Consider the following 17,624-nt stretch of genomic DNA (forward strand, 5'->3'; position numbering starts at 1 on the left):
TGCAGGGTGTTTTATGTTGCTGCGTAAATATACATGTTGGAAGTTTTAGTGCTTTGAGTGCGGATAGTTTGAGTGAAATAGATCGTAAGTAGTAAAACGAACGAAGAGAGAAGTGCTGTAACGTAAGGAGGGTCTAAAGGAAAAGCGAGCTCATCCATGAGCGCTGCGAATTACTTAACGTTTTGCGCCGCTTCAAGCATTTGCTCAGCGCTCATGCCTGCACCGATATGACCGGTTGCAACACCTTGCGTTGCTTGCTCGATAGAAAGACCAGCGTTAGTGGCTTGTTGAATCAAATCGCCATTTAAGCCGTTGTTAGAGGCAGCGCCGCCAGCGGCGAATGCAGAAACAGAGAAAACTGATAGAGCGATGATGAGTGCGTTTTTCATAATGTGTACCTTTTTAGTCGTGATATTTTTACTAATTATTTGGTTGTTAGGTTTAATTGCTGCGTGGGCGCTTTATTAACGAAGCGTGTTACCCATTTACTCAGCGGTTGTGCCCGTGGTGATATGGCCAGTTGCCACACCTTGCGTTGCTTGCTCGATAGAAAGACCAGCGTTAGTCGCTTGTTGAATCAAATCGCCATTTAAGCCGTTGTTAGAAGCAGCGCCGCCAGCGGCAAATGCAGAAACAGAGAAAACTGATAGAGCGATGATGAATGCGTTTTTCATAATGTGTTTACCTTGTTGTTTATTTGTTTTAGCGGGTTTCCCCTCTCGACAGGAATAAGATTACTGGGATATGCATCACATGTAGAGGAAAGGCGGAATTTCCATTTTGGAAATTTATGTGATTAACGTCTCATTGATATGCTGGGTGAATGATTATGTTGGCGTCGAAGCCTTGTGACGAAAAGGGATAGTAAGCAATAGGCCCTGAACGTACAGGGCCTATTGGATTAATTAAAATAACAAGAGAAGGGCGGAAATCGGAGTTGACTTATTCTGCTAGTTGGTTGAGAACGCGGTGGCAGGTGTTATATAGCCATTCTTTCTGAGGGTCATTTTGTTTAGCACGGTGATAACTCATGACACAATTGATACGAATATCAGACAACGTTGGTAGGGCAATACCTCGGCAGTTATCAGGAAGTAGGCGTGACATGGTAAAAGAGTAGTGATCGGAATTACGGACGATGTTTTCAATCGCTAAGGTATTTTCAATTTCCACAGTTGGTGTTACTTGGTAACCCACGGCGGCAAGTCTTTCCAGCAAAGGATAACGCACGTCATTCCAACCAGGGTTGCGGGTAATCACAAACGGGTAGTTGGCCAACTCTTCAAGATTTTTAGCTGGATGATCCTGTCGAACATAGAATGTCGGCGACACTTCACAAATCGATTTTTGTAATATGACTTGCGGTAGAGTTTCATCATAAGTGTTGAACAATACAGAGTTCTCACCTTCGACCAAGCGTGAGCGTGCTTCTAAACTCCATTGCCTCATCGAAACCTTTGCTAAAGGAGCGTCTTTACGTAAGGCAAGGTAAAGCTTGTCACCAAAGTTATCCCAAAACAACGCGTGACCATAAAGAATGATCTCTTGCTTTAATGTCTGTGGTGAAAACTCTGAATGTTGGATGGAATCAAAAGTCGCCAAGATATGTTCAAGATGAGCAAGATTGGTGTCCATGAAGGTGGTAGGCTCAAAGCCATTCCGCCCTTGAATAAATAACGGATCTTCAAAATGCAGCTTAAGTTTGGATAAGATTTTACTGATTGCACTGGATGTTTTACCCAGCGCATCCGCGACCAGCTTGACGTTGCGCAGTTCATACATTTTGACCAAAACATAAATACTTTGAATGTCGAGGTTGTGTCCCATAAATCGCTCACCATTGTTATGCCTTATAGAAATATAGAGAATTAAAGGCCATCAACTCAATGATAAATCAGTAAGTTGATGTGAAGTGCGCCGCATAAGTCAGCGAGTAAGCGATCAGGTCACTGACACATGATGTGTCAGGCCCATTTAGACGTAAAGATCTACTTTGTTGACTCAGCTTGCTGCCATTGCACATAGAGTTGGTCGATTTCTTCACTGCATAGCAATGGCATTGCTTGGGCTATTTGTTCCTCTGGCCAATTCCACCACTGCATCTCTAACAGCTGTTCAATTTGTTGAGGTGAAAAACGCTGACGGATGACTTTCGCCGGGTTCCCACCCACAATCGAATAAGGAGCAACATTTTTGGTCACCACCGCACGGCTGGCGATGATGGCGCCATCGCCGATTTGAACTCCTGACATTATCATCGCTTCTGAACCCACCCAAACATCATTGCCCAGAACGGTGTCTCCAGCGCGCTGGAAAGCATCGTTGGCTCCGCTAAAAGCGGGATGGTCTTGATAATAGAATGGAAACGTTGCGGCCCAATCGTGTCGATGTCCTTGATTTCCTGCCATCATAAACACGGCTCCTGAACCGATTGAACAGTAGCTGCCAATGATCAGCTTATCCACATCATCACGATCTGGCATTAGGTAGCGCGCACAGTCATCAAAACTGTGTTGATGATAATAGCCGGAATAATAACTGTGGTTGCCAACGATAATATTTGGGTTAGTCACTTGTTCTTGTAGAGACTTGCCAACAAAAGGGCTGGTGAAATAGTTTTTCATTTGATTCTTTTAATAGTGAAAACTGAAATGGGTGATAGATGTGAAATTTTCTTACTCGGTGCAATTATAATCCTGCGCGAGAAAAGGGCGACTAGTTTAGCTTGGATGTTCAATACGTGTGGTTAAGTGCACATTTCCGGATGAACTCTTCCATACTTAGCCAATAACGTCGGTAGTAGTGGAGAGTGTTTTGCTTATTAAAACCGTGAGTTGGATTGGAATAGTGCTACCAGCAGGGCTATGGTTGGCGTTCTTTCTCAATGATGACATTTGGTGGTTGGAGAACATAACAGGCTATCCAGCACTGCTTGCGCTTCTATATAGCCTGATCGCGCTTATCTCTTTTGCATTCAGACGGTGGTCTAAATGTTTGATCAGCATTTTGTTGTCGCTGGCGTTTTTTATGCTTACACCAGTCACGGAGCGAACGGTTCTATCCCAATGCCAAAATAGTGTTTCGATTCTTCAATACAATGTGTTTTATCAAAATCCAGATGTTAATCAACTGGTGAACTATCTAATCAATCATCCAGCTGATCTAGTGGTTTTGCAAGAAGTCTCTCCCCAAATTGGCGAGAAGTTACAGAGCTTAAGTGACATCTATCCTTATATTTATGGTGGGCAAGAGGGGGTTGGTTACCCCTCTGGACAAATGATCTTAAGCCGATACCTGCTCAGTGATAGTTCGGTGTTTATGACACCTGACCAGCAAAGTATTATCCGCACTACTTGGCAAGCCGGGCAGCAACAAGCAATCACGATATTCGCAGCCCATCCACCTTCACCACGTTCGAAGCCGCTCTGGTATCGACGCAACGCACTCATAAAAACCATAGAGTCGCTGAATCGTCAGTATCCTAGAGATGAAGTGCTGGTTATTGGTGATTTTAATTTGTCATCTAGAAGCATACGCTTTACTCAGTTATTTCTCGGTTTTCAAACGGAACCGGTGGCCAGTTGGCCTAATTGGACACAACTTATTCCGACGCCATCCTCTTCCATGATCGGGATTGACCACTTGTGGCTTAAATCTGCCAATGGCTTACGTAGAATTTGCCAGCGCGAGCGCCTCTCGATGCCGCAAGGTTCGGACCACAGCATGATCCTAACCACGATCGGATTTTAAGGTATATAGCGCTAGACCTAATCAAGTGATTTTTTAAATCGCTTAGAGGCGACAATCAAGCCAAGTACAGTAAAGCCCGCCAACCATAAACTATCACGCCATAAATCAGCGAGATCAGCACCACGTAACACAATACCGCGGATCAGGCGCATAAAATGCGTCGCAGGGAGGACCTCTGAAATCCATTGCGCAGCAACCGGCATTCCTTCATAGGGAAACATAAAACCGGAAAGTAGAATCGACGGGAGTAAGATAAATACGGTCATCTGCATCGCTTGTAGCTGCGTAGTGGCAATAGTGGAAATCACTAAGCCCAAAGTAAGGCTGGCCGAGATAAACAACAGTGTACCCAATAGAATTTGGCTTAATGCGCCATTAATCGGCACTCCGAAGATAAAGTGCCCCAGTCCAAGTATGATTGCGACTTGAATCAGACCGACGAAGATATACGGCACGATCTTGGCTACCATCAATTCCATAGAGTGAATCGGTGTGGTGATGAGCAGCTCTAAATTGCCGCGTTCACGTTCACGCACAATCGCCGCGCTCGTGAATAGAATCATCGTCATGGTCAAGATGACGCCGAGTAGACCAGGGACAATGTTAACGGCGGAACGCTGAGTTGGGTTGTAGAACAGCGCTACTTCGAATGTTTTTTGCGCTGGTGGCCGGATCTCAAAGTCGAAATCAGTTAAAGGCATGCTTTGTAGCGACATAATGGCGTGACTGATCATGGTATCAGAACCGTCAACGATCCATTGGCCAAGCTCTCGTCCTTGCATCATTCGTTGTGTTAAATCAGGCGGCAAAATTAGAGCCGCTCTGACTTTGCCATCTTGGATGGCTTGCTCGGCTTCTTGCGGAGTAGCAAGACGTGAAGCGATGGTTACTACTTGTGAAACCCGCACGGATTCTGTGATCACTCGTCCAGCGGCGCTTTGGCTTTGATCCACCACCGCGATTGGGATATTACGCACATCGGTATTGATAGCGAAGCCGAACAGCAAGAGTTGGATTAGTGGGATCATCACAACCATGCCAAAGGTGATACGATCACGAGACAGCTGTCGTATCTCTTTGGTCATGATGGCTTTCATGCGAGCAATGGACTGCATCATTATTGTCGTCCCTCCCCAGTTACGGTGACAAATACATCCTCTAGACTTGGTCGGGCGATGTTCATCTCGCAGCCTTGTAACTCAGGAAAGTGGGCGATGAGCCATTGCATCGGTTCGGTTACTTGATTGCGAATCAGTACTCGCAGTCGAATACCAATTTGCGCAGCTGTGCGTACTTCCGCCTTCGTCAGTAATTTTGCTTTTAGTTGGCGTAAATTAGGTGCTTTCACCTCGACAATATTGACCCCCATTTCTGCCATGAGATGTTCAGGTTCACCATCTGCACGGATAAGACCTGATTCCATGATAGCAAGGCGATGACAGCGCTCCGCCTCGTCCATATAGTGAGTCGTAATCAAAATGGTGGTGCCTTGATCGCTAAGATCAAATAGCTGCTCCCAAAATTCGCGACGGTTTTCAGGGTCAACGGCGGACGTCGGTTCATCAAGAAACAACAATTCAGGGCTATGCATGGTCGCAGCCGCGAGAGAAAGCCGCTGCTTTTGCCCACCACTCATGCCACTTACTCGCTGATTACGTCGTTGATCTAAGCCGTAAACATCAAGTTGATGATCAATTCGTTGGTTTAGCTCGCGTGTGGACATTCCAAAGATTTGGCCAATAAACTGCAAGTTTTCCTTAACGGTTAGGTCATCATAAAGGGAAAACTTTTGTGTCATATAGCCAATTTTTAAGCGCAGCAACTCCGATTGACGTGGAATTTCCAAGCCAAGAACATCTACAGTGCCTGCCGTGGGGCTCAATAGGCCAGTGAGAACACGAATCGTGGTTGACTTACCACAACCATTAGGGCCGAGAAAACCATAAATGCTGCCACGAGGTACGTTGAGATTGATCCCTTCTATTGCCGTAAAATCAGCAAATTTTTTCACCACGTTTTTGGCTTGGATGGCAAATTCCGTCATGCTTACTCCTTAACTAAAGCGACTTGAGCGGCAAGCCCCGCAGGTAGGGTGAGCGCACTTTGATCTAAATCGACTTCGGCTAAATACATCAAACGAGAGCGCTCTTCTTCGGTTAGCGCATAATAAGGAGTGAAGGAAGGTTCGGTCGCGACCCAGCGAACCGTTCCCTGGTAGGGTTGCTCAACTCCATCGACAAACACAGAAACTTGTTTGCCAGGAACAAAATTGACCCGATAGTTCGAAGGCACGTATACGCGAGCATAAGGGACTTGGTTGGCTTGAATGACAGCCACAATCGCATTGACTGGTACACGCTCGCCTAAGTTGTAAGGCAAATTATCGAGTACACCATCGCGAGTGGCGACAATGGTCAGTTCATCGAGCCTTTGTTGCTCTAATGCGACATCAGCTTGGGTGGCGGTTAAGGCCGCTCGCGCTTGTTCAATATCTTCTGGTCGAGAACCCGCCGTTAGCTTGCTGAATTCTTCATTGGCGGAATCTAATTCAGCGCGTGCCGAATCGCGTCCTGCGAGAGCTGTGTCCTTTTCTGATTGGCTAATCAGCTTTTTATTGACGAGTTCGGCTTTACGTTGATAGTTTTTTTGCGCTTCGGTGAGCTGTGCTTGTGCTCTTACAACACGGGCTTGGGCAGACGCGATATCTTCAGGGCGTTCCCCGTTGGTCAATTTAAGTAGGTAGGCTGCCGCTTTGGCTTGTTCTGCGATGGCGTGTGCCAACACGGCCTGTTGGCTTTTAGTATCGAGTTGAACCAGTACGTCACCTGCGATGACTGGCGTACCTTCGCGAATGGGGAGTTCTCGGATGATCTCATTGGCCGTCGCGGTGAGTGTGACGCGATCCCTCTCTAACGTGCCTAATGCTTTGTCTTTATCACTGGGAGAGCAAGCTGATAAGAGTGAGATAAACAGTACGCTCGTAAATAGTTTGTGCATGCTCGATTCCTCAGTATGGGTATAACTCACCTTAGATTAGCGAGTTTGGCTATTCTAGGGTGTGATCCATTACATAAGTTAGGCCCTAGTGAATGAGTTATAGAGTAGTGCTTTTGTTAAGCAGAAGAAAAGAAAGATAATTCCACCAAATTCATCAATTGATGAATTTAATCGTCTGGACCATTTTGATCAGAAAAGGCTTAACATGATGTTAAGCCTTGCGTCATTTTGACCTGAGTATGGGCGGATGATATTGCGTCTTAGGGCGCAGATTACCCGTTTAACTTTGCTAGAACGGCCATCATCGATGGTTCAATATCATGGCCAAGAGCTTTGATTTCTTCACTTGGCTCAACCAGATCTGGAATCTGGAATGTATGCATCTTGGCAGAAACGGCAGATAACACACCATTATTTGAGTCCTCAAAAGCAATACATTGTTGAGGTTCGACGTTTAAGCGACTGGCTGCAAGTAGATAGATTTCTGGGTCAGGTTTGCCGTTAGAAACCTCGCAACCACAGGTTAAGTTGCCGAAGTAATGATCAATTCCCGCCAGTTTTAACTTAATCGAGGCGAGCTCCTTATGTGTTGAAGTGGCAACGGCGGTAGGAACGTTATTGGCTTTTAACCATTCCAATAGCTCAACCACGCCTTCTTTAACTGGGATAGCTTGATGACGAACAATGGCATCGTAATTTTTGCGCCATTCAGCGTGTAACTTAGGTAAGTCATCCCCGTATGCATCACGGAAAATCTTTTCAATGCCAGCCGCATTGCGACCAATGATGGATAAGTAAACATCTTGATAAAATGGCAGATTAACGGTTTGACATGCTTGTTTAAACACGCGCATACAGACACGTTCAGTGTCGAGGAGAAGGCCATCCATATCAAAGATTGCAGCTTTATAATTCATTTGTTTAGTAGAGCTAAATAAGATGCAGGGGTCTTCATTGTGACATAAAAGCGCTGAGCAACTTAATGAAATATTGTAAAAACGGTTCATTAAGAGGTTTGAAATTAGGTACACTAAAGCAATTAAAATTATCCAATGTCAGAGTTTAAACCATAGAATATTCAAGGTTTAACTGGCCTTATTATCGGAGTGATTATGGAAAGGAAAACAGTGGCCTTTATTGGTTTAGGCGTAATGGGCTACCCAATGGCTGGTTATTTGAGTAAAGCGGGTTATAGCACCAAGGTGTACAACCGTACTTTTGCTAAAGCTGAAAAATGGCAAGATGAATACCAAGGTGTTGCTTGTGAAACGCCAAAACAAGCAGCAGAAGGTAGTGACATTGTCTTTGTTTGTGTTGGTAATGATAACGACGTACGCAGCGTGGTTTATGGTGAAGACGGTATTTTAGCGGGCATGAAACCGGGTGCTGTGTTAGTCGACCATACGACAACGTCTGCAAACCTTGCGATTGAACTGGCTGAAGCCGCTCAACAAGCTGGTAATGCGTTCATAGACGCTCCTGTTTCTGGTGGTCAAGCCGGCGCTGAAAATGGTGTGCTAACCATCATGTGTGGTGGTGAAGCGGCGATTTTTGAACAAGTTGCACCAGTGATGGATGTGTACGCTAAGCAAGCGACGTTGTTAGGCGAGCATGGGCAAGGCCAACGTTGCAAGATGGTCAACCAAATTTGTATTGCAGGCGTGCTGCAAGGCTTGAGTGAAGCGATTCAGCTGGCACAAAAGTCAGGCTTGGATATCGAGCAAGTGGTGAATACCCTCAAGCACGGCGCTGCAGGTTCTTGGCAGATGGAAAATCGCGCGACAACCATGGCGCAAGATAAGTTTGATTTTGGCTTTGCTATCGACTGGATGCGTAAAGATCTAGGTTTTTGCCTTGAAGAAGCTCAGCGTGTTGGTCTAGAACTGCCGTTGACTCAGCAAGTTGATCAGCGCTATGCAGAGTTGCAAGAGCAAGGTTTAGGCCGAATGGATACCTCTGTTTTGATCAAAGCATTGGAAAAATAGCATCGGTTATTTCCTCATTGAAATCGCTTCATTAGGGAATCGTAAAACCTCACGATAACCGCTTAGGCAACTGAGCGGTTTTTTTATCGCTATGCTTTTGGTCATTCAGGTTGAAATCCTAAACATGCTCGATAATAAACAACAGGCATAAAAAAATCCGATACCAGCGAACTGGTATCGGATTAAATTCAACCATGATTTAAACTCGCAAAGAGTTAATTCATAGTATCAAACACGCGAGAATTACTTAGTGTAAGACTGAGCGATGTTGTCAATACGTTCGTTAGCGCGAGCTGCTTCTTCTTGAGCTGCCATTGCTGCATCGCCAGAAGCTTGAACGCCACCAGCAAGTGCATTTACGTCTTGGCTTAGTTGACTAACTTGGTTGCTTAGTTCGTCAAGTTTTGCAGTTGTTGCTTCATCTGGACCTGATGCACAGCCAGCTAGTAGAAGAACTGAAGATGCCGCAGCTGCGATAATCATTTTGTTCATGGATGAACTCCTTGCATTTGTTAGTATCATTGATGCGCTATACCTTGTGTTGTATAGCAACCACCTAAGTGTAGCCTGATTTATATAGTTTACACACTAGGGAAAAGTCAAAATAATCCAAGAATTTAGAGTAATTTAGTTCGTTTGGCTAAATTTCGAGCTAAGCTTTGCTGTTGCTGTCTAAAAAATTGCCACTTGTAATGTATGAATATTTTCTGTGATCTCTATCCCTATTGTCAGCTTCGATGTATCATTACGTGTTAATTTTTGATTGATGGCAACACAAGCTCGTTTGCCAAATAACACCTGCCCTGGAGAAGACTTTGCAGTTTAAAGATTTAGGCTTAGATAATCGCTTATTAAAGACCTTGAACCATTATGCCTTTAAGAAGCCGACCGACATTCAAAAACAAGCGATCCCTGTTGCGATCGCGGGTAAAGATTTGTTGGCGTCATCAAAAACAGGTTCGGGTAAGACCTTAGCGTTTGTGCTGCCAATGTTGCATAAATCCCTAAAGAGCAAAGCTTTCTCAGCAAAAGATCCTCGTGGTTTGATTTTGGCACCAACTCGTGAATTGGCTAAACAAGTATATGGCGAATTACGCTCTATGCTGGGTGGCTTGAGCTACGATGCGACATTGGTTGTGGGTGGTGAAAACTTTAACGACCAACAAAAAGCACTGCGTCGTTACCCGAAATTCATTGTGGCAACGCCAGGACGTTTAGCGGATCACCTTGAGCACAAATCGCTTTTCCTTGATGGCCTAGAAACGCTGATCTTGGATGAAGCAGACCGTATGCTTGATCTTGGTTTTGCGCCTGAGTTGCGTCGCATTCACAAAGCGGCAAAACACCGTCGTCGTCAAACGTTGATGTTCTCTGCAACGCTTGATCACGCAGAGATGAATGAGATTGCGGCAGAGATGCAAGACTCGCCAAAACGCATTGCGATTGGTGTCTCGAACCAAGAACACCAAGATATCACGCAAAAATTCTACCTTTGTGATCACCTTGACCACAAAGAAGCGATTTTAGATCGCGTGTTGGAAGAAGCGAACTATCGCCAGCTGATCATCTTCACTGCAACACGTGCTGATACTGAACGTCTAACGATTAAGTTGAACGAGCAAAAACTGAAAGCGGTGGCACTAAGCGGCGGTCTGACTCAGACTCAACGTAACACCATTATGAGCCAGTTTGAGCGTGCGGTATTTAAGATCCTTGTGACGACCGATATCGCGTCTCGTGGTCTGGACATCGCTAACGTAACCCACGTTGTTAACTTTGATATGCCAAAGCATACTGAAGAATATGTACACCGTGTTGGCCGTACCGGCCGTGCTGGTAATAAAGGTGATGCAATATCATTGGTTGGCCCAAAAGACTGGGACAGCTTTAAGCGTGTTGAAGCGTATCTGCATCAAGATCTTGCTTTCTCGACTTTTGAAGGTTTGAAAGGTAAGTTCAAAGGGATTAAACCACCTAAGCCTGCCGTAGAAAAAGGCAAGAAGGATTACCGCAATAAAGGTAACTCTCAAGCGAAGAAAGTGGCGAAGAAGCCAGTTAAGCGCGATAAGAGCTTCTACCAACACGTGGCAGTGGGTGACACAGTATTCATTCCTAAGAAGAAAGTCGCACCAAAAGTGGACGACGAGTAAACACTCTAGCGTTAATTATCGAAGGTCACCTCAGGGTGGCCTTTTTTGTATGCTTACTATGGAACTGGCTTTGCGAGATTGTTGATTTAAATAAAAAGGCACCCGAAGGTGCCTTTGACTTATAACTTATTTTTGTTTCCAAACGAGTTTGAAATTATTGGATGATTTTGTTCAGGTAATCCATGTTTAGTTCAATACCTAAACCCGGAGCGTCGCTTACGGCAATCATACCGTCGATGATTGGCGGCTCATTTAGGGTTAGATTTTGAGTCAGTTCACCTTGCCAGAATTCCTGATGCAGATACTCAATGTAGTGATCTGTTTTCATAGCTGCGCCAAAGTGGCGCGCTGCTGCAGAGGTAATACCGGTTTTCCAGTTGTGTGGCATTAGAATCGCATTGTGGTATTCACATAGCTCTTCGATACGTAACAGTTCAGTTAGACCGCCGCAGCGATTGTAATCAGATTGAACCACTGAAATACCAGTCGTGTTTAACCATTCTTGTGCTTCAAAGCGAGTCGTCGACATTTCAGCACCACATAAACGTGTCGATAGGCACGCTGCGAGCTTTTTATGACCAATTAGATCATCATGTTGAAGTGCTGCTTCGACAAAATAAAGGTCGATATCTTTCAATTGTTCAAATGTCCAACGTGCAGCTTGCCAATCGTGCCAACGGTATAAACAATCCATCATCATGTCGATATCATACCCAAGGATGTTACGCAGTTCGCGAAGATACCATACGATTTCTCTATCAGTTGCTGGGCAGCTTGGCATGATGCACACTTTTACCGCTTTAGCGCCTACAGATTTCGCTTTCTCAAAGAGCAATGCATAAGCATCGATGATTTGCTGAAGTGAAGCGTCAGCCGGAACACTCGGGTACAGAGTGAAATAAGGGGTAATCTTGTCGCGATTCTTACCACCCATCAGTTGGTATGCAGGGACGCCAAGCTGTTTACCAGCAAGATCGTACAGTGCCATGTCGATACCAGAAATAACAAACATACCTAGGCCACGCATGCCCACCCATCGAGTGGTGTCGTACATGTTTTCCCAAATAGAGCGGAATGCCATTGGTTCACGGCCAATCACCGCTTCTTTAATATTTTTAAGCCATTTGTGTTCGGTTTCTAATTCAGCAAAGGCTTTGATTACTTCAGGGGAGCCATCGGCTTCGCCAATACCGTACATACCGTTCTCATCAGTCACTTTAACGATGACGGTATTTTCACTCCAGTTTGTCGCTTCAACATTGACTGGAATAAATTCAACAGAGGTGATTTTTGCAATAGACATTGTTATGCCTCAACTTTATTTAGTTCTACAGCGTTATCGCTTACTTGTGCTGGTGCCGCAACCGTTTGTGCAAAAAGCTCAGGATGGTCACGGCGAATCCATTTCATTAAACACACGACTAGCATGAAATAAAGAACAATCATTGGTAGGCCAACAACCACACACATTGATTTAATGGTATCTATGCTTCCGCCCATGAAGAATGCTGCCATTGATACCGCACCGATACCAATTGCCCAAATCATACGTACTGAAACATCAGGATCTGCGTCATGGTCAAGTTCTTTAGTCGTCATCATTGATACAGCCATTGCTGCTGATGTCATTGTTGTCGACATAAGGAAGAACTCAACGACTAAGAACGTCACCAGAATGATACCGCCAAATGGCAAAGACTTGATGGTTTGAATAATTGCGCTTGATACGCCGGATTCCGTCATCCATTGTAAAATAGGTAATGCGCCAGTGATTTCGTTAAATACAGAGTAGCTACCAAAAATAGCAATAAAGAATGAACAGCCTGCAGAACCAAAAGTAATAGTAGTTAGGACTAACTGCTTGATCGTACGTCCTTTAGAGATACGAGCAAGAAAAACACCCATCATCACTAGGTAAGCGAAGTACCAAGCCCAGTAATACATAGTCCAAGCTTGTGGGAAGCCAGATTTCTGTACTGGATCGGTCCAGAAGCTCATTCGGATGTAGTTGTTAAACATCACGCCTAAGCTGTCGAAGAAGTAAGAGAAAATAAAGGCTGTTGGACCAGAGATTAAAATGATCAAACCTAGCGCAAACGCAGCGTACACACAGGCATTAGCAAGTTTTGACACACCTTTCTTCATTCCTGCAAACATAACCAGCGCATAGAAAGCGATAAAGAGAACAATAATGCCCACTTGCACTTCGATGCCGTTTTGAATGCCGGTTAGGTTTTCAATACCCGCACCGATTAGGTCTACAGCAAGTCCCATCGAGGTAGAAAACGCACCGAGTGTACCGAAAATAGCAACGATATCGATGATGTAACCAACGATGCCTTTAGCGTGTTTTTCGCCAATAATATCAACAAGTAGTTGGCTAAGACGAAGATTACGGCGTTTCATCTTGTGTAAGTAGTAGGCAAATGGAACTGCTGGTAAACAGAAAATAGCCCATCCCGTTGGTCCCCAATGGAATAACGTGTAGGTGATAAGCCATTGTGCTGCCTCAGGAGAACCTTGCTCTGCAAACATCGGTGGACTTTGCATGTAGTACATCGGTTCGCCAACGGCCCAGAAAATCAACGCCGCGCCAACACCGGCGGAGAAAATCATAAACGCGTAGCTTGAATAGCTAAATTCAGGAGTGTCTGAATCAGTTCCCAGTTTGATGTTACCGAAACGGCTGAATGCAAGGTAAAGAAGGAACATCAAAGATGAAAAACCAGCAAGCTGGATAAACCAACCGATATCGTTGGTTACCCATTTCATGCCAGCATTTGCAGCCGCGCCTGATTGTTCAGGGAAGAATACAGCGAGCCCGAGTGCCAAAAACGTAAAGCTTATGGCAGGCCAGAACAGTTTGTGATCTAGGTTATTGAATTTCATTGCAATTCCTTGCTAATTATAATTTGCTGCCGTTTTCAATCATGGTGGCGCGAATAGTCGACACATCAAGGTCACGGATAGCGGTATTTGTATTTATTGCTTGTACCGCGGCAACCCCAGCTGCGTGGCCAAGTTCAAAGCATTGTGCGGTCACGCGTGCTGATGCAAGAGCTTCGTGCTCTGCACTTAGGCAGCGGCCTGCGACGATAATGTTTTCACCAATAACAGGGACTAGTGTGTGGAATGGAATGTCGTAGTAATCGTTCAGTAGCCAATGCAGTTTAGGTTTGTCACCAGAATGCAATTCGATCGGCCAAGGAGTACGACAAATACCATCTTCGCGTTTGCGGCAGTTCACGACATCTTCGTTAGTCAGCGTTTCTACACCAACGATAGAGCGGGTTTGACGAATACCCACTTCCACTCCGGTATCCACCACGTAAGCATCTTCGCAGCCTGGAACATACTTATTAAGGAATCGTGCGTAGTCACGAACTTGGCGACGGCCAAAAATTTCCGCTTCCGTGAAATCTTTCGGATCGATAACGTTCAATGTGCGGCCATCTTGACCCGCTAGGCGTGTTGCGTTCACCATAAGCTCGTTAGGACGAGTGGTTGGGAAAATCCAGATCTTATGACGTGGAAGATCGTAGTCACCGGTTGCGTTCGCCGCGAGAATGTTCTCGGTTACTTTTGACGGACAGATAGTATCTTCACCGTAGTACGCAAGGTACTTATCCATATCCACCCCCGCATAGCGGAAGAACATAGTTGGGTTTTGAATACGACCATTGTCGCCAAAGTAGTAGTCCATGCCTGCACGAGCAATCACTGCAGCATCACCTGATGCGTCGATGATTTGTTTGCTTAGGATGATGCTTTGGCCAGCGTTTGATTCAATCACCACGCCTTTGAACGCATCACCATCCATGATCACGCCAGTAACCGCAGTATGGAATAACGTAGTTACGCCAGCTTGCTCAAGAAGGTCATCGGCGACTTCGCGCCATACCAACGGATCGTGTGTTACGGTGAAGGTCTTGCCGTAAATTTGTGGCGGCGTCACACCACCGCGCTTATCTAACTCTTGACGAAAGCGTTCAGTAAAGCCGTATACAACCTGCTCTGGTTGTGCATTTTCGTCTTCTGTTGCCATGTACATGCCGCAGATAGTACCCGATAGGCCCGCTACAGCGGCACCACCGCAAAATCCATATTTCTCAATCAGCCAGGTGTCCTTACCCATACGACCAGCAGTTTCCGCTGCGGCTACACCTGCAGGGCCACCACCAATAACCAATACCTCAGCTTCTGCCAGGATTGGCAGATCAGGTAGAGATTCAAAACGACGGATAATGTTCCAAGATTTCATTGTTGCCTCGCTAATAGATGACTGATGTTCATCTGATATATCAGTTGTATGTTTTTAATATATGCCCGTATTTTTTGTGGTACAATTAATTTCGTCCTTAATGTGAGATTGCTCACTAAAGAATTTATCGAGGGAACAAAAGGGAATGAAAATTAACCCCGTAAATAAGAATGAAGTTGCTTATCATCAGCTTGAGAGAATGATTATTTTCCGCGAACTAGAGCCGGGAAGTATGGTGAGTGAAAAGCAATTGGCCGAAAATTTAGGCCTAGGAAGAACACCAGTACGTGAGGCATTGCAGCGACTCTCCTATGAGCGTATGGCAGAAATCCACCCACGTAGAGGTATTCAAATTCCACCGATCTCAGTGGAAAGCCAATTGAAAATATTGGAAGTACGCCGTGATATTGAGGCGCTCTGTGTTCGCTATGCTGCGTCACGCGCCAGCGTGGATGAAAAGCAACAAATGCAGCAACTCGCCGATGACTTAGAAATTTGTGCGCAAAATCGTGACGATTTTGAATACGCGGAATTGCTTAAAGAGATCCATACGCTATTAGTCAAAGCAGCTGATAACGAATATCTGGAATTGGCGATGGCTCCATTGCAAGGCTTGTCACGCCGTTTTTGGTTTGCTTACAAGGATGAAGGGCAAGATCTTGTTGCCGCATCATCGCTGCATGCCGCAGTATTAAGAGCTGTGAGTCACACCGATGCTGAAGAGGCCGTTGCGGCGTCTCATCGTCTCAATGACTATCTGACCGATGTTGCCTATCGCAGCATCAAACCACGTAAATAACACCACTTTCGTCGTGATAACTTGGTGCGCTGAGGCGTCGCCGATTCAGTTCACACCTTAGGCGAAATCCAACGCAAAAAGAAAGGGCAGTCCAATGGACTGCCCTTTGTGTTTGTATCGATATGCCATCGTTTGATTAATGGCATCACAGACTTGCTTAGAAAATCAGGTGTGCAACACCAGCGATAACAGGCAATGTGATCAACGTACGAAGAATAAAGATGGCAAACAGTTCAAAAATGTTCACAGGAATACGGCTACCAAGCAGTAACGCACCTACTTCTGACATGTAAATCAACTGAGTTACTGACATTGCCGCAATCACAAAACGAGTCATTTCACTATCGATAGACGCTGCTAGGATTGATGGAATAAACATGTCAGCAAAGCCAATTACGATAGTCTTAGATGCTTCAGCTGCTTCCGGTACACCGAGTAATTCTAGGTATGGAACGAACGGTTGACCCAAGAAGGTAAATACCGAAGTGTATTCAGCAATGATTAAGGCAACAGTACCTAAGCCCATGACAACTGGCAGCACACCAAACACCATATCAACGGCATTATGTACGCCTTCAGTGAGAATGGTTTTCCAAGATTTAACGCGGCCAGCTTTGAGTAGCGCAAGTTCCATGCCCCAAGTGAAGCTAGAGTGACCTTCAGGAATCGCATCGGCATCATGTGCAGGCTTAGTACCATCAATGAACGTGTCTTTTTTGTAGCATAGCGGTGGTAGGCGAGGAATGATGATCGCTGCAACAAAACCGGCTAAACAGACCGCGCCGTAAAAAGGTAAGAACATGTGTTCAAGATTGACTTGCGCAATGACCACAAGGCTAAAAGTAATCGATACTGCTGAGAATGTGGTGCCAACAACGGCCGCTTCTCTTTCCGTGTAGAATTTGTTTTCGTACTGTTTGCTGGTCAATAGAATACCAACACTACCATCACCTAACCACGAGGCCATACAGTCAATAGCACTACGACCCGGTAGGTTAAATACAGGGCGCATTACTTTTGCGAGTAAGGTACCAAACAGTTCAAGTAGACCAAAGTTAAGTAGTAGTGGCAGTAACAAGCCCGCAAAAATAAAGACTGAGAACAGTGTTGGTAGCAAGCCTTCAAGAACTAAGCCACCAGTGTTTGGTTCCCAAATCGCTTTTGGACCGAGTTGAAAATAAGTCATCACGATGGCGGCACCGCCAAGAACGCGCACCGCTAACCAAAGTGGGGTTGGGTTAAATAACCCATTCAAAAAATGGCTGTTAGCAATGAATGCTGGATTTTTAATTCGGCATAGTAGAGAAGCGGTTGCCATAAAAGCAACGATGGCAGTGATCATCTCAATCAGGAAATCGCCAAATAGGGCTTGAACTGATTTCGCTAAGATAGCAACAGGGATAGTGATATCACCGTTGTAGCTTACAGGGGCCATGAAAAGGAACACACCGATCAACGATGGGATAAAGAAGACCCAAAAGTTGCCTTTGGTTTTGTTTGTCTCGGTGGTTTGAGTACTGTTTTTCATTAGGAATCTCATGTTACAACTAGTCAATATACACCGAGTCCTTGGCATATATATTCACTAAACATCCTTATTCAGTCATTGCAGGCAAGACTACTGGTTTTCTGCTTTTATCGCAAGACTATTCATTAATGTTCGCTAAATATTCACGATTTAA

At 45.1% G+C, this 17,624-nt stretch carries 17 protein-coding genes; 4 read left to right on the top strand and 13 right to left on the bottom strand.

The features are described from left to right. Positions 1-170: 170 nt before the first annotated feature. The 4 genes from RH85_RS01620 to catB all read right to left on the bottom strand — a co-directional run bounded on the left by RH85_RS01620 (position 171) and on the right by catB (position 2,624). The gene (locus tag RH85_RS01620; protein WP_006710438.1) at positions 171-389 is read right to left on the bottom strand and encodes a hypothetical protein; all 219 of its coding nucleotides are present in this window, start codon (positions 387-389) and stop codon (positions 171-173) included. 96 nt (positions 390-485) lie between these two features. Further along, positions 486-674, bottom strand: a complete 189-nt coding sequence (locus RH85_RS01625) for a hypothetical protein (protein ID WP_006710439.1) — start codon at positions 672-674, stop codon at positions 486-488. Between the two features lie 268 nt (positions 675-942). Continuing rightward, on the bottom strand, positions 943-1,827 hold the full coding sequence (locus tag RH85_RS01630; RefSeq protein ID WP_006710440.1) for a LysR family transcriptional regulator: 885 nt from the start codon (positions 1,825-1,827) through the stop codon (positions 943-945). A gap of 161 nt (positions 1,828-1,988) precedes the next feature. Further along, on the bottom strand, positions 1,989-2,624 hold the full coding sequence (gene catB / locus RH85_RS01635; RefSeq protein ID WP_006710441.1) for a type B chloramphenicol O-acetyltransferase: 636 nt from the start codon (positions 2,622-2,624) through the stop codon (positions 1,989-1,991). Between the two features lie 190 nt (positions 2,625-2,814). Between catB and RH85_RS01640 the strand changes: the two genes are divergently transcribed. After that, positions 2,815-3,750 carry an endonuclease/exonuclease/phosphatase family protein gene (locus RH85_RS01640; RefSeq protein WP_039948367.1) on the top strand — a complete coding sequence of 312 codons (936 nt, stop codon included), beginning with the start codon at positions 2,815-2,817 and terminating at the stop codon, positions 3,748-3,750. 17 nt (positions 3,751-3,767) lie between these two features. Here RH85_RS01640 and RH85_RS01645 read toward each other — a convergent pair whose 3' ends face one another. From RH85_RS01645 to RH85_RS01660, 4 genes are all read right to left on the bottom strand, one after another. Beyond that, positions 3,768-4,865 carry an ABC transporter permease gene (locus RH85_RS01645; RefSeq protein WP_174269558.1) on the bottom strand — a complete coding sequence of 366 codons (1,098 nt, stop codon included), beginning with the start codon at positions 4,863-4,865 and terminating at the stop codon, positions 3,768-3,770. Positions 4,866-4,867: 2 nt separating this feature from the next. Beyond that, entirely contained in the window at positions 4,868-5,794 is a 927-nt protein-coding gene (locus RH85_RS01650; protein ID WP_006710444.1) for an ABC transporter ATP-binding protein, read from the bottom strand. Positions 5,795-5,796: 2 nt separating this feature from the next. After that, entirely contained in the window at positions 5,797-6,747 is a 951-nt protein-coding gene (locus RH85_RS01655; RefSeq protein ID WP_006710445.1) for an HlyD family secretion protein, read from the bottom strand. A gap of 272 nt (positions 6,748-7,019) precedes the next feature. Further along, the gene (locus RH85_RS01660; RefSeq protein ID WP_006710446.1) at positions 7,020-7,664 is read right to left on the bottom strand and encodes an HAD family hydrolase; all 645 of its coding nucleotides are present in this window, start codon (positions 7,662-7,664) and stop codon (positions 7,020-7,022) included. Positions 7,665-7,859: 195 nt separating this feature from the next. Between RH85_RS01660 and RH85_RS01665 the strand changes: the two genes are divergently transcribed. Continuing rightward, positions 7,860-8,732, top strand: coding sequence for an NAD(P)-dependent oxidoreductase (locus RH85_RS01665; RefSeq protein ID WP_006710447.1), 873 nt, complete (start codon positions 7,860-7,862; stop codon positions 8,730-8,732). Between the two features lie 243 nt (positions 8,733-8,975). Here RH85_RS01665 and RH85_RS01670 read toward each other — a convergent pair whose 3' ends face one another. Continuing rightward, a complete protein-coding gene (locus RH85_RS01670; protein WP_005595213.1) occupies positions 8,976-9,224 on the bottom strand; it encodes an Lpp/OprI family alanine-zipper lipoprotein in 249 nt (82 codons plus the stop codon). Positions 9,225-9,547: 323 nt separating this feature from the next. Between RH85_RS01670 and RH85_RS01675 the strand changes: the two genes are divergently transcribed. Beyond that, the gene (locus tag RH85_RS01675) at positions 9,548-10,882 is read left to right on the top strand and encodes a DEAD/DEAH box helicase (RefSeq protein ID WP_006710448.1); all 1,335 of its coding nucleotides are present in this window, start codon (positions 9,548-9,550) and stop codon (positions 10,880-10,882) included. Between the two features lie 154 nt (positions 10,883-11,036). Here the strand turns inward: RH85_RS01675 and RH85_RS01680 are convergent, their stop codons facing one another. The 3 genes from RH85_RS01680 to RH85_RS01690 are packed head-to-tail and all read right to left on the bottom strand — an operon-like array spanning position 11,037 to position 15,143. Then, entirely contained in the window at positions 11,037-12,185 is a 1,149-nt protein-coding gene (locus tag RH85_RS01680; protein WP_006710449.1) for a mandelate racemase/muconate lactonizing enzyme family protein, read from the bottom strand. Positions 12,186-12,187: 2 nt separating this feature from the next. Further along, positions 12,188-13,771 (bottom strand): BCCT family transporter, encoded by a 1,584-nt coding sequence (locus tag RH85_RS01685; protein ID WP_006710450.1) that lies wholly within the window; start codon positions 13,769-13,771, stop codon positions 12,188-12,190. 16 nt (positions 13,772-13,787) lie between these two features. Beyond that, positions 13,788-15,143 (bottom strand): FAD-dependent oxidoreductase, encoded by a 1,356-nt coding sequence (locus RH85_RS01690; RefSeq protein WP_006710451.1) that lies wholly within the window; start codon positions 15,141-15,143, stop codon positions 13,788-13,790. Between the two features lie 145 nt (positions 15,144-15,288). Between RH85_RS01690 and RH85_RS01695 the strand changes: the two genes are divergently transcribed. Next, positions 15,289-15,942: a GntR family transcriptional regulator gene (locus RH85_RS01695; protein ID WP_005595225.1), complete on the top strand. Its 654-nt coding sequence runs from the start codon at positions 15,289-15,291 to the stop codon at positions 15,940-15,942. 157 nt (positions 15,943-16,099) lie between these two features. Here RH85_RS01695 and RH85_RS01700 read toward each other — a convergent pair whose 3' ends face one another. Beyond that, complete coding sequence (locus RH85_RS01700) at positions 16,100-17,470, bottom strand: YjiH family protein (protein ID WP_006710452.1); 1,371 nt, start codon at positions 17,468-17,470, stop codon at positions 16,100-16,102. Between the last annotated feature and the right edge of the window lie 154 nt (positions 17,471-17,624).

The organism is Vibrio ichthyoenteri ATCC 700023 (assembly GCF_000222605.1).
In the GTDB taxonomy this organism is placed as follows: Bacteria; Pseudomonadota; Gammaproteobacteria; order Enterobacterales; family Vibrionaceae; genus Vibrio; species Vibrio ichthyoenteri.